Annotated in this window: 10 protein-coding genes; 9 read left to right on the top strand and 1 reads right to left on the bottom strand. The window is 74.1% G+C overall.

All coding sequences use genetic code 11. The annotated features are described in order from the left end of the window. Nucleotides 1-50 precede the first annotated feature (50 nt). The 9 genes from ACGBYP_RS07295 (at nt 51) to ACGBYP_RS07255 (ending at nt 10,740) form a co-directional block, all read left to right on the top strand. Complete coding sequence (locus tag ACGBYP_RS07295; RefSeq protein ID WP_411582606.1) at nt 51-1,586, top strand: ABC transporter ATP-binding protein; 1,536 nt, start codon at nt 51-53, stop codon at nt 1,584-1,586. Then, nucleotides 1,583-2,833: an ABC transporter permease gene (locus ACGBYP_RS07290; protein WP_411582605.1), complete on the top strand. Its 1,251-nt coding sequence runs from the start codon at nt 1,583-1,585 to the stop codon at nt 2,831-2,833. Before ACGBYP_RS07295 ends, ACGBYP_RS07290 begins: the two co-directional genes overlap by 4 nt. 79 nt (nt 2,834-2,912) lie before the next feature. After that, a complete protein-coding gene (locus ACGBYP_RS07285) occupies nt 2,913-4,190 on the top strand; it encodes an ABC transporter permease (RefSeq protein ID WP_411582604.1) in 1,278 nt (425 codons plus the stop codon). After that, a complete protein-coding gene (locus tag ACGBYP_RS07280) occupies nt 4,190-4,597 on the top strand; it encodes a cytidine deaminase (RefSeq protein WP_411582603.1) in 408 nt (135 codons plus the stop codon). Before ACGBYP_RS07285 ends, ACGBYP_RS07280 begins: the two co-directional genes overlap by 1 nt. Beyond that, nucleotides 4,594-5,877 (top strand): thymidine phosphorylase, encoded by a 1,284-nt coding sequence (locus tag ACGBYP_RS07275; protein ID WP_411582602.1) that lies wholly within the window; start codon nt 4,594-4,596, stop codon nt 5,875-5,877. The genes ACGBYP_RS07280 and ACGBYP_RS07275 overlap by 4 nt, the downstream gene beginning before the upstream one ends. A 79-nt stretch (nt 5,878-5,956) precedes the next feature. Then, on the top strand, nt 5,957-6,862 hold the full coding sequence (locus ACGBYP_RS07270) for an ABC transporter ATP-binding protein (protein ID WP_411582601.1): 906 nt from the start codon (nt 5,957-5,959) through the stop codon (nt 6,860-6,862). A gap of 14 nt (nt 6,863-6,876) precedes the next feature. Further along, complete coding sequence (locus ACGBYP_RS07265; protein ID WP_411582600.1) at nt 6,877-7,692, top strand: ABC transporter permease; 816 nt, start codon at nt 6,877-6,879, stop codon at nt 7,690-7,692. A 45-nt stretch (nt 7,693-7,737) separates the two neighbouring features. Further along, complete coding sequence (locus tag ACGBYP_RS07260; RefSeq protein WP_411582599.1) at nt 7,738-8,814, top strand: adenosine deaminase; 1,077 nt, start codon at nt 7,738-7,740, stop codon at nt 8,812-8,814. Nucleotides 8,815-9,099: 285 nt separating this feature from the next. Next, nucleotides 9,100-10,740 carry a DEAD/DEAH box helicase gene (locus ACGBYP_RS07255; RefSeq protein ID WP_411582598.1) on the top strand — a complete coding sequence of 547 codons (1,641 nt, stop codon included), beginning with the start codon at nt 9,100-9,102 and terminating at the stop codon, nt 10,738-10,740. Nucleotides 10,741-10,857: 117 nt separating this feature from the next. On the opposite strand, the gene ACGBYP_RS07250 is transcribed toward ACGBYP_RS07255, so the two are convergent. Further along, nucleotides 10,858-12,303: a hypothetical protein gene (locus tag ACGBYP_RS07250; RefSeq protein ID WP_411582597.1), complete on the bottom strand. Its 1,446-nt coding sequence runs from the start codon at nt 12,301-12,303 to the stop codon at nt 10,858-10,860. Nucleotides 12,304-12,344: the final 41 nt, after the last annotated feature.

Below are 12,344 nucleotides of genomic sequence, written 5' to 3'. Positions count from 1 at the left end.
TCCGCGACCGCCCCTGGTCCCGCGGACACCCCGGCACCCTGGAGAACCTGTTGAACACCTCGGCACCGCTGGCGGTCGAGCTGCGCGGCATCACCAAGCGCTTCCCCGGCGTGGTGGCGAACAAGGACATCGAGCTGCGGGTGGCCCGCGGCGAGGTGCACGCGATCGTCGGGGAGAACGGCGCCGGCAAGTCGACGCTGATGAAGACCCTGTACGGCATGCACCGCCCCGACGAGGGCGAGATCCTCATCGACGGCCGCCCGGTCACCTTCCGCAGCCCGGCCGACGCGATCGCCGCCGGGATCGGCATGGTGCACCAGCACTTCATGCTCGCCGACAACTTCACCGTGCTGGAGAACGTCGTGCTCGGCAGCGAGCCGACGAAGGGCGGGCGGCTGGACCGGGCCGAGGGCCGCCGCCGCATCCGCGACATCTCCGACCGGTACTCCCTCGGGCTCGACCCCGACACCCTGGTCGAGGACCTCGGCGTCGGCGACCGCCAGCGCGTGGAGATCGCCAAGGTGCTCTACCGCGGGGCGACCACGCTGATCCTCGACGAGCCGACCGCCGTCCTGGTCCCGCAGGAGGTCGACGAGCTGTTCGGCAACCTCGCCGAGCTCAAGCGCGAGGGCCTCACCGTCATCTTCATCTCGCACAAGCTGGACGAGGTGCGCAAGGTCGCCGACTCCATCACCGTCATCCGCCGCGGCACCACCGTGGGCACCGCCGACCCGGCCACCACCTCGGCCAAGCAGCTGGCCGAGCTGATGGTCGGCGCCGAGCTGCCCACGCCGCAGACCCGCACGTCGACCGTGCGCGACCGGCCGGTGCTGCAGCTGCGCGGGGTGACCGTCTCCGCCCCCGGCGGCCGCGCCCTGGTCGACGACGTGTCCCTGACCGTCCGGGAGGGCGAGGTCGTCGGCATCGCCGGCGTCGAGGGCAACGGTCAGGCCGAGCTGGTCGACGCGATCATGGGCCTGCGGCCGCTCGCCGCCGGCAGCATCGTGCTGGGGGAGGACGACATCGCCTCCTGGTCGACCCGCCGCCGCCGCGAGGAGGGGCTGGGCTTCATCCCCGAGGACCGGCACCGCCAGGGCATGCTGCTGGACGCCCCGCTGTGGGAGAACCGGATCCTCGGGCACCAGACCCGCCCGCCGGCGGTCAAGGGCCCCTTCATCGACCGCAAGGGCGCCCGGGCCGACACCGCCCGGATCATGCGCGAGTACGACGTGCGGGCACCCGGCCCGGACACCGCGGCCGTGGCGCTGTCCGGCGGCAACCAGCAGAAGCTGATCGTCGGGCGGGAGATGAGCGCCTCGCCGCGGCTGCTCATCGCCGCCCACCCGACCCGCGGCGTCGACGTCGGCGCCCAGTCGGTCATCTGGGAACTGCTCAAGGACGCCCGCGCTGAGGGGATGGGGATCGTGCTGGTCTCGGCGGACCTCGACGAGCTGATCGGCCTGTCGGACACGCTGCACGTCATGCTCCGGGGGGCCCTGGTCGCCACCCTGGACCCGGCCAGGCTCACGCCGGAGGAGCTCGGCTCGCACATGACCGGCGCCGGCTCGACGGCGGGTGCGGCATGAGCGTGCTGCGCAGGATCGGCCTGGCGCTGTTCGCGCCGGTGCTGGCCATCGTCGTCGCCCTGGTCATCTCCGGGATCGTCATCTCCCTCATCGGCCAGAACCCGTTCGACGCCGTCCGGGTCATGTTCGACTTCGGCGAGACCCCGAGCCAGCAGACGCAGGCGATCGTGGTGGTCCTCAACCGCGCCGTCCCGCTGTTCCTCGCCGGCCTCGCGGTGTCGGTGGCCTTCCGGATGGGCCTGTTCAACATCGGCGTCGAGGGTCAGTACCGGCTGGCCACCATCCTCGCCGCTGCGGCCGGCGCCGCCGTCGCGCTGCCCGGCCCGCTGCACGTGCTGCTGATCATCGTGGTCGCGATGGCCGTGGGCGCGATCTGGGCCGGCATCGTCGCGGTGCTCAAGGTGACCCGCGGCGTGAGCGAGGTGATCAGCTCGATCATGCTGAACTTCATCGCGCTCGGCATCGCGTCCTTCCTGCTCACCGGGCCGCTGCGGGGCAGCCCCGAGGGCGCCCAGATCATCATCACGAAGGTCATCCCGGAGTCGGGCTGGTTCCCCGGCCTCAACGGGCTGCTGGGCGCCCTGGGCCTGGCCCAGCCGCGCACCGAGCTGTACGGCTTCCTGTTGGTCGCGGTCGTGGCCGGCGTCGTGGTCGCGGTGCTCATCAAGCGCACCCGGTTCGGCTTCGACCTGCGCGCCAGCGGCCTGTCGCCCTCGGCGGCCACGGCCAGCGGCGTCGACGCCCGCGGCATGGTCGTCAAGACGATGCTCATCTCCGGGGCCATCGCCGGGCTGATCGGCCTGCCCGACCTGCTGGGCGACCAGCACAGCTACGGCACCGAGTTCACCGCCGGTCTGGGCTTCCTGGGCATCGCGGTCGCCCTGCTGGGCCGCAACTCGCCGATCGGGATCGCGCTGGGCGCGCTGCTGTTCGGCTTCCTGGACCGGGCGGCCATCCCGCTGCAGTTCGCCGACATCCCGGCCTCGGTGGTCACGATCATCCAGGGGACGATCGTGCTGTCGGTCGTGATCGCCAACGAGGTCTCGCGCCGGCTCACCCGCCGCTCGGCCGAGCGCGGCAACGCCGTGGCGCCGCCGGCCACCGGCGACGGCAGCACCGGCGGCGGCCAGGGCCCCGACGGCGGCCCCCCGCCGGACGACGGCCCGGGCTCGGGCACCGGACCGGGTCTGCGCACCGCCACCGGCGAGGGCGGCCGCAGCGACCAGCGTGAGGGAGCAGGGGCATGAGCGTCGCGAGGACGACGGTCGAGCGAGTTCCGCAGGCAGCGCCGGCGACCGAGGAGAGCAACGTGACCGGAGTCGAGCGATGAGCACCGCGATGAAGACGCCGACGGCAGGCAGCCGCGGCACGCTCACCGACCGGGTGTTCGGCGGGTCGCGGTCGCGCAAGCTGGCCTACCTGCTGGTCGGGCTGGTCGTGCTGGTCTCCGCCGTCCGCGTGGTCTCCGGCGAGCAGGCGCTGACGTCGTCCTCGACGTTCTCCGCCGCGCTGCTGCTCGCCGTCCCGCTGGTGCTGGTCGCGCTGGGCGGGCTGTTCTCCGAGCGCGCGGGCGTGGTCAACATCGGCCTCGAGGGCATGATGGTCCTGGGCACCTGGGGCGCCGGCTACGCCGGCTACCAGTGGGGCTGGGCCGGTGCGCTGATCGGCGGGGCCGTGTTCGGCGCCGCGGGCGGGCTGCTGCACGCGATCGCCACGGTGACCTTCGGGGTCGACCACGTGGTCTCCGGCGTGGCGATCAACATCCTCGCCGACGGCGTCGTCCGCTTCCTCTCCGAGCTGGTCTACACCGACAACCCCGCCGGTGGTGGCGTCACCCAGTCGCCGTCGCTGTCGTCGTCGCCACCGAGCTTCTCGCTGCCGGTGCTGTCGTCGGGACCCGACCTGCTCGGTGACCTGGAGAACCGGCACTGGTTCCTGGTGTCCGACCTCGCCGGGCTGCTGCGCGGGTTCACCAGCGGCGTCGGTGTGCTGACCGTGCTCGCCGTCCTGCTGGTGCCGGCGACCTACCTGCTGCTGTGGCGCACGGCCTTCGGCCTGCGGCTGCGCTCGTGCGGGGAGAACCCGGCGGCGGCCGACTCCCTCGGCGTCCCGGTCTACCGGCTCAAGTACATCGCCGTGATCATCTCGGGCGCGCTGGCCGGCCTGGGCGGTGTGTTCCTGGTCTTCATCGCCACGATCTACCGCGAGGGCCAGACCGGCGGTCGCGGGTTCATCGGCCTGGCCGCGCTGATCTTCGGCAACTGGCGCCCGGGCGGGCTGGCCGCGGGCGCGGGGCTGTTCGGGTTCTCCGACGCCCTGCAGCTGCGCAGCCGCACCGCGGTCGTCGCGCTGTTCCTGCTCATCGCCGTCCTGCTGCTGGGCGTGGCGATCTGGCAGGCCACCCGCCGCAAGACCACCCAGGCCGTGGTCGCCGCCGTGTTCGCCGCGGCGGCGCTGGTCGGCTACCTGACCATCGACGAGCTGCCCGAGGGCCTGGTCTCCTTCACCCCGCACCTGATCACGCTGCTGGTGCTGTCACTGGCCTCCCAGCGGCTGCGTCCGCCGAAGGCCGACGGCCTGGTCTACCGACGAGGAGAGCACTAGTGCCCGACATCGACTGGGACGCGCTGCGCGGCGCTGCCCGCGAGGCGATGACCCACGCCTACGCCCCGTACTCGCAGTTCCCGGTGGGCGTGGCCGGCCTGGTCGACGACGGCCGGGTGGTCACCGGCTGCAACGTCGAGAACGCCTCCTACGGGCTGGGCCTGTGCGCCGAGTGCGGCATGGTCTCCGACCTGGCCCGCAGCGGCGGCGGCCGGCTGGTGGCCGTGGCCTGCGTCGGCGGTGACGGGCAGCCGCTGATGCCCTGCGGGCGGTGCCGGCAGCTGCTGTGGGAGCACGGCGGCCGCGACATGCTGCTGGAGACGGTCTCGCTGGGCATCGTGCCGATGAGCCAGGTGCTGCCGGACGCGTTCGGCCCCGACGACCTGGTCGCGGCGGCGTCCCGATGACCCAGCCGTTCGACGCCATCGACGTCATCCGGGCCAAGCGCGACGGCCGGCCGCTGAGCGCGGAGCAGATCCGCTGGGTGATCGGCGCCTACACCGACCGTGTCGTGCCCGACGAGCAGATGAGCGCGCTGCTCATGGCCGTGTTCTTCCGCGGCATGTCACCCGACGAGCTCGCCGTCTGGACCCAGTCGATGATCGACTCCGGCGTCCGCAAGGACCTGTCCTCGCTGGGCCGCCCGACCGCGGACAAGCACTCCACCGGTGGCGTCGGCGACAAGACCACCCTGCCGCTGGCGCCGCTGGTCGCCGCCTGCGGCGTGGCGGTGCCGCAGCTGTCCGGCCGCGGTCTGGGCCACACCGGCGGCACGCTGGACAAGCTCGAGGCCGTCCGCGGCTGGCGGGCCGACGTCCACGAGGAGGCCTACCTCGAGCAGCTGCGCGAGGTGGGAGCGGTCATCTGCGCCGCCGGCGCCGACCTCGCCCCGGCCGACAAGGTGCTCTACGCGCTGCGTGACGTCACCGGCACGGTCGAGTCGATCCCGCTGATCGCCAGCTCGATCATGAGCAAGAAGATCGCCGAGGGCGCCGACGCGCTGGTCCTGGACGTCAAGACCGGCTCGGGTGCCTTCATGCGCGACCCGGACGACGCCCGCACGCTGGCCCGCACCATGGTCGGGCTCGGTGAGGCGGCCGGGGTGAACACCGTCGCCCTGGTCACCGCGATGGACCGCCCGCTGGGCCGCAGCGCCGGCAACGCCGTCGAGGTGGCCGAGTCGGTCGAGGTGCTGGCCGGCGGTGGCCCCGCGGACGTCGTCGAGCTCACCCTGGCGCTGGCCCGGGAGATGCTGGCCGGGGTCGGGCGCACCGACGTCGACCCCGCCGACGCACTGGCCGACGGCCGGGCGATGGACGTGTGGCGCCGGATGATCAGCGCCCAGGGCGGCGACCCCGACGCCCCGCTGCCGCAGCCGGCCGAGCGGCACGTGGTCACCGCCCCGGCCACCGGCACGCTCACCCGGCTGGACGCCTACGCCCTGGGCGTGGCCGCCTGGCGGCTGGGCGCGGGCCGGGCGCGCAAGGAGGACCCGGTGTCGGCCGCGGCGGGCGTCGTCTGGACCGCCGGGGTGGGGGAGCAGGTCACCGCCGGGCAGCCGCTGCTGGAGCTGCAGACCGACGACCCGGCCCGCATCCCGCGCGCGCTCGAGGCGCTGGAGGGCGCGATCGGCGTCGACACCGACGACGTCCCCCTGCCCCTGGTCCTGGACCGCATCACCGCCTGATGGAGTCCCAGGGGTGCGTTCCCGGCGCCCTGGGACTCCATGGACGCGGCCACAGGTGCGTGGAGGACACTGTCGCCTCGTGACCCGAACGCCCGCTGCGACCGTTCCCGGCGCGGTGCACCCGAGCACGCCGCTGGACCCGGACGCCGCGATCTCGGTGCGCGGCCTGGTCCGCCGCTACGGCGACCGCAACGCCGTCGACGGCGTGGACCTCGACATCCCGCGCGGGGAGATCTTCGCGCTGCTGGGACCCAACGGGGCGGGCAAGACCACCACCGTGGAGATCCTGGAGGGCCACCGCCGTCGGGACGGCGGTGAGGTCCGGGTGCTCGGCGTCGACCCGGCCACCGGCGGCCGGCGCTGGAAGTCCGACATCGGCATCGTGCTGCAGTCCGGCGCCGGCGACAGCCAGCTGACCTGCATCGAGCTGCTGCGCGCGCAGGCGGCCTACTTCCCGGACCCGCGCGACCCGGAGGAGGTGCTGGACCTGGTCGGGCTGACCGAGAAGGCCGGCTCCCGGGGCCGCACGCTCTCCGGTGGCCAGCGCCGCCGGCTCGACGTCGCCCTGGGCATCGTCGGCCGCCCCCGGCTGCTGTTCCTCGACGAGCCGACCACCGGCTTCGACCCCGAGGCACGCCGGCAGTTCTGGTCGCTGATCCGCTCCCTGCGCGAGCTCGGGACGACGATGCTGCTCACCACCCACTACCTGGACGAGGCCGAAGAGCTGGCCGACCGGGTCGGGGTCATCACCCGCGGCCGGCTGGTCGAGGTCGCCGTCCCGGCCGAGCTGGGCGGGCGCGGCACGGCACCGGCCGTCGTGCACTGGACCGAGGACGGCGCCCGGCGCTCGGCCGAGACCGCCACCCCCACGGCGTTCGTCGCCGAGCTGGCCGCCCGGTTCCCCGGTGAGGTGCCCGACCTCGCGGTGGCCCGCCCCAGCCTCGAGGACGTCTACCTGCGCATGATCGGTGAGCCACGGCAGTGAGTGAGCATGTCATCGTGACCAGCACCCAGGACCGCCCGCTGCCCTCGCTGGCGGCCGTCTGCCGGACCCGGGCCGGGGTGGAGCTCAAGGAGTTCTTCCGGCAGCGCGAGTCCGTCGTCTTCACGCTGTTCTTCCCGGTCATCCTGCTGCTGGCCCTGGGCGCGATCCTCGACTACGACCTCGGGTCCGGCGTCGACTTCCCGCAGTACTTCATGGCCGGGATCATCGCGGTCGGCATCTTCGGCGCCAGCCTGCAGAACATGGCCATCCACATCGCCGGGGAGCGTTCCGACGGCACGCTGAAGGGCCTGTCCGGGACGCCGATGCCCAAGAGCGCCTACTTCATCGGCAAGGTCGTCCAGGTGCTCGCGGTCGCCGTCGCGACCATCGTCATCCTGCTGCTGATCGGTGTGTTCGTGTACGGCATCACGCTGCCGTCGGGGCGTGACTGGCTGACCTTCGCCTGGGTCGCCGCGCTGGGGGCCGCCGCCTGCACGCTGTTGGGCATCACCGTCTCCACGCTGGCCCGCAACAGCCGCTCGGCGTCGGCGACGGTCACCCCGATCGCGCTGGTGCTGGAGTTCATCTCCGGCGTCTTCCTGCCCTTCGACCAGGTGCCCACCTGGCTGCAGACGATCGCCTCGCTGTTCCCGCTCAAGTGGATGGCCCAGGGGCTGCGCTCGGTCTTCCTGCCCGACGAGCTCGCCCTGCGCGAGCCGGCCGGCTCCTTCGAGCTCGGCCGGGTCGCGCTCGTGCTGGGCGTCTGGTGCGTCGTGGGCCTGGTCCTGTGCGTGCGCACCTTCCGCTGGCAGGAGCGCGGCGACACCTGACGGCCCGTGGCCGGGTGCGCACCGGCCGGTCAGTACGGTTCCGGCATGGCACTCCCGCTGACCGCCGAGACCCTCGTCCGCGCGCCCAAGGTCCTGCTGCACGACCACCTGGACGGCGGGCTGCGGCCGCAGACGGTCATCGAGCTGGCCGACGAGGCCGGGTACCGCGAGCTGCCCGCCGACGAGCCCGAGGCGCTGGGCCGCTGGTTCCGCGAGTCCGCCGACTCCGGGTCGCTGCCCCGCTACCTGGAGACCTTCGCGCACACCGTCGCGGTGATGCAGCGGCCGCAGGCCGTGCAGCGGGTGGCGCGCGAGTGCGCCCTCGACCTGGCCGCCGACGGGGTGGTCTACGCCGAGGTGCGGATGGCCCCCGAGCTGCTCACCGCCGGCGGGATGTCGCTGGACGAGGTCGTCGAGGCGATGCTCGACGGGTACGCGCAGGGCAGCCGCGAGGCCGCCGAGGCCGGTCACCCGATCGTCGTCGGCACCCTGCTGTGCGCGATGCGGCAGGCCGACCGCTGGGTCGAGGTCGCCGAGCAGGTCGTGCGCCGCCGTGGCGAGGGCGTGGTCGGCTTCGACCTGGCCGGCCCGGAGGACGGCTTCCCGCCGGACCGGGTCCCCGAGGCGATCGCGGTGCTCGACCGGGCCGACGCGCACCGCACGATCCACGCCGGGGAGGCCGCCGGCATCGACTCGATCGTCGCCGCCCTGGACGGCGCCCGGGCCGAGCGGCTGGGCCACGGCGTCCGGATCGCCGACGAGGTCCCGGTCGACGGTCCGCTGGGCCCGGTGGCCGAGCGGGTGCGCGACGAGCAGATCGCCCTGGAGGTCGCGCCGTCGTCGAACGTGCAGACCGGCGCCTACCCCTCGCTGGCCGCGCACCCGGTCGACCGGCTGCACCGGGCCGGGTTCGCCGTCACGCTGAACACCGACAACCGGCTGATGAGCGGGGTCTCGCTGACCAGCGAGCTCACCGACGTCGTCCGCACGTTCGGCTGGGGCTGGGACGACGTGCAGACCGTGGCCGAGCGGGCGCTGCGGGCGGGGTTCGCCGACGACGCGACCCGGGCGCGGATCGCCACCGAGGTGCTCCGGCCCGGCTTCGACGCCCTGCGGGGATGACCCTGGCGAGCAGTCGAGGGACCTCCTCGCCCCCGCCACTCGCAGGCTCGCGGCGGGCCCCTGCGAGGGAGCCTGGTCACACGGGAATCTTCTGGGCCCCCGCGCTGCTAACCTGATCGTGCCGGCGCGTGCCGGTCATCCTCCCGGGCGGTCCTGCCCGGGCACAGCGCATCCGTGCAGATCCTGGCGTCGACGAAGACGGCCGCGATCACCAGTGTGGACGCCGGGTCACCCGGCGGTCAGCATCACCACGGGACGCGCACCGATCTGTATCGGAGTCCCCGCTTGTCCTCGTTCGACTCTGTCGACGCCCAGAACACTCCCCTGAACGACACGACCGCCCCCGAGGCCGTCGAGACCGAGGCCCCCGCGGTCGAGGTCACCCCCGAGCCCACCGGCCCGACCTTCGCCCAGCTGGGGCTGCCCCAGCCGCTGGTCACCGCGCTCGAGCGCAAGGGCATCCGCCACCCGTTCGCCATCCAGACCTCCGCCCTGCCGGACGCCCTCGCCGGGCGCGACGTGCTCGGCAAGGCCGCCACCGGCTCGGGCAAGACGCTGGCCTTCGGCCTGCCGCTGCTCGCCCGCCTCGGCGCCGAGCCGGGTCAGGGGCGCCGCGCACCGCGCGGGCTGATCCTGGTCCCGACCCGCGAGCTGGCCCAGCAGGTGCACGACAACCTGGCCCCCCTCGGCCAGTCGATCGGCGTCCAGCTGGCCGCCGTCTACGGCGGTGCCTCGATGTACCGCCAGATCCAGCAGCTCCGTCGTGGCGTGGACGTCCTCATCGCCACCCCGGGCCGCCTGCAGGACCTGATCAACCAGGGCGAGACCACGCTGTCCGAGGTCGTCGTCTCGATCATCGACGAGGCCGACTTCATGTCCGACCTCGGCTTCCTGCCGGTGGTCAAGGAGCTGCTCGACCAGACCCGCCCCGACGCCCAGCGGCTGCTCTTCTCGGCCACCCTGGACGGCGAGGTCGACACCCTGGTCCGCCGCTACCTCAAGGACCCGGCCCGGCACGAGGTCGTCCGCGCGGAGGACTCCGGTCCCGCCGCCGAGCACCTGGCCTACAGCGTGTCCTTCCCGGACAAGCTGAAGGTCGCCGAGGCCATGGCCGCCCGACCGGGCCGGATCATCATCTTCGTGCGCACCCAGCACGGGGCCGACCGGCTGGCCGAGAACCTGCAGCACGTCGGCATCAACGCCGAGCCCATCCACGGTGGTCTGCCGCAGGCGGCCCGCCGCCGGGCGCTGGAGGCGTTCACCGACGCCCGCAGCCCGGTGCTGGTGGCCACGGACGTCGCCGCGCGCGGCATCCACGTCGACGACGTGTCGCTGGTCCTGCACTACGACCCGCCGGCAGACCACAAGACGTACCTGCACCGCTCGGGCCGCACCGCCCGCGCCGGGGCCAAGGGCGTCGTGGTCTCCCTGCTGCTGCCCGACCAGGTGGGCCAGGCCAAGCGCCGGTTCCGCCAGGCCAAGCTCGACCCGCAGGTGTCGCGGATCCGCCCGGGCGACGCCCCGATCGCGGAGCTCGTCGCCGGCGGCACGTTCGTCGAGCCGATCGTCCGTCCGGCCCGCTCCAGCCGGCCGGCTGGTTCCTCCGGTGGGCGTCGTCCCTCCGGTGACCGTCCGGGTGGGTACCGCTCCGGTGGCGCCCCCCGTCGTCCCTCCGGCGACCGCGATCGCTCGTACGGAGACCGCCCCTCGGGCGAGCGCTCCTACGGCGACCGGGATCGCTCGGCCGGCGGCGACCGCCCCTCCGGCGACCGCGATCGTTCGTACGGAGGCCGCCCCTCGGGCGAGCGCTCCTACGGCGACCGGGATCGCTCGGCCGGTGGCGACCGCCGTCCCGGCGGGTACCGCGGCTCGTCCGAGGGGCAGCGCTCCTCGGGTCGGCCCGCCCGCCCGGCGCGCTCCTACTGAGAGGACCTCGTCCCGCTCACCCTTCGCACGTTCGGGGTGAGGGGGACGAGGCCCAGACGGCAACGGCCGGCTCCCGCTCTGCGGGGGCCGGCCGTTGCCGTTGCTCGGGGTCCTGCGTCAGCGCTGGACGTCGCTGCGGGACACCAGGACGGTGGCGACGTCGGCGACCACGTCGTCCCACGCCGCGGCCAGGGCCGGCGCCTCCTCGGCGCTCAGCGGGGCGGTCGGCTCGGACTCGCCGCGCGCCACGGCCCGGCCCAGCGGTGAGCCCGCGGCCAGCCGCTGCTGCACCCGGGGCAGCCCGGCGTACTCGGCGAGGTCCAGGGCGCCCTCGGCCGGCTGCACCAGCACCGCGTGCGTGACCAGGCCACCGGCACCGGCGGCGACCTCGGCGAGCACCTCGGTCAGCTCGGTGAGGTCGTAGCGGTCCTCGTCGGCGGGCAGCGGCATGACGTCGGTGTCGGCCACCTCGGGCCAGGAGGCGATCTCGCTCAGGTCGTGCCGCTCGTCGCCGGCGCAGAAGCGGGCCAGGTCGACCGGCGAGGCGAAGACGAACACCTGCCCGTCGCGGCCGAGGAAGCGCGCCCGGTCCTCGACGTAGCAGCGCAGGGTCACGCCGCTGCCGGCCGCGGTGACCAGCTCGACCGGCAGGATGCCGACGGCCTCCCAAAACTCCTGGGCCGCGGCCACCGCGGCCGGGGTGGCGGTCAGGCCGCTGCCGCTGCGGATCGTGCGGATGCCCGCGGTGGCCGCCTCCGCCGGGGCGGCCGCGGTGGAGCCGGCCGCGGGGCGGTCGGCGGGGGCGACGTCGTCCCGGTCGTCGTCCTCGTCCTCGTCGTCGAGGTCGGCGGGCTCCGCGGTGCGGGACTCGGCCTCCTCGGCGGCGGAGGGGTAGTCGTCGACCGAGACGGTCCCGGCGCCGGACCAGTCGAGGTGGTCGTCGAGGTCCTCCAGGACGTCCTCCCAGAGCTCGTCGATGGCGGTGCCCAGCCGGCTCCAGCTCTCCTCGCCCTCCCGGCCGAGGAACGCGTCGATGCCCAGGCCCAGGGCCGCGGCCTCGGGGCGGGAGACGAGCTCGGCGACGGCCTCGAAGCCGGTCTCGTCGTCCTCGTCGTCCTCGTCGTCCTCGTCGTCGGTGGCGGCGGCGTCGCAGCACTCGGCCAGCCGGCCGACCACGTCGAGGACGGCGGCCAGCTCGTCGACGGCCCAGCGGTCGGGGTTCTCCGCGACGATGTCGTAGACGCCGTCGAGGTCGTAGCGGTGGTCCTCGTCGGGGGTCAGGTCCGCAGCACCGAGCGTCGCGACGACCGGCCAGACCGGGTGGTCGGCCAGGTCGTGGTCGGCGCTGGTACGGCAGAAGGCGGCCAGCGCGGCCGGCGAGGGGAACAGGTGCACGACCGCGGTCGGCCCGGCGTCGGGGTCGTCGTCCGGCCCCGCGTCGACGGTGCTGCCGAGGAACGCCTGCCACTCCTCGCCGTCCTCCTCCCACGGAGGAGCCCACAGGGTGTAGCCCGTGCGGTCGTCGAGAGTCAGGGCGATGGGGACGATGCTGGGCCTGGCCACCCGCCCATCCTGCCGGGTCGGACTGTGAGTCCGCATGGCGG

The sequence above is a fragment of the Modestobacter sp. SSW1-42 genome (genome assembly GCF_046635825.1).
GTDB lineage: Bacteria > Actinomycetota > Actinomycetes > Mycobacteriales > Geodermatophilaceae > Modestobacter.
The sequence above is the reverse complement of the archived record's forward strand: the minus strand, read 5'-3'. Positions and strand labels throughout refer to the sequence as shown.

Coding starts and splice junctions, on each gene's coding strand:
- ACGBYP_RS07290 (WP_411582605.1), top strand. CDS start 1,583: ATGAGCGTGCTGCGCAGGATCGGCCTGGCGCTGTTCGCGCCGGTGCTG.
- ACGBYP_RS07260 (WP_411582599.1), top strand. CDS start 7,738: ATGGCACTCCCGCTGACCGCCGAGACCCTCGTCCGCGCGCCCAAGGTC.
- ACGBYP_RS07285 (WP_411582604.1), top strand. CDS start 2,913: ATGAGCACCGCGATGAAGACGCCGACGGCAGGCAGCCGCGGCACGCTC.
- ACGBYP_RS07275 (WP_411582602.1), top strand. CDS start 4,594: ATGACCCAGCCGTTCGACGCCATCGACGTCATCCGGGCCAAGCGCGAC.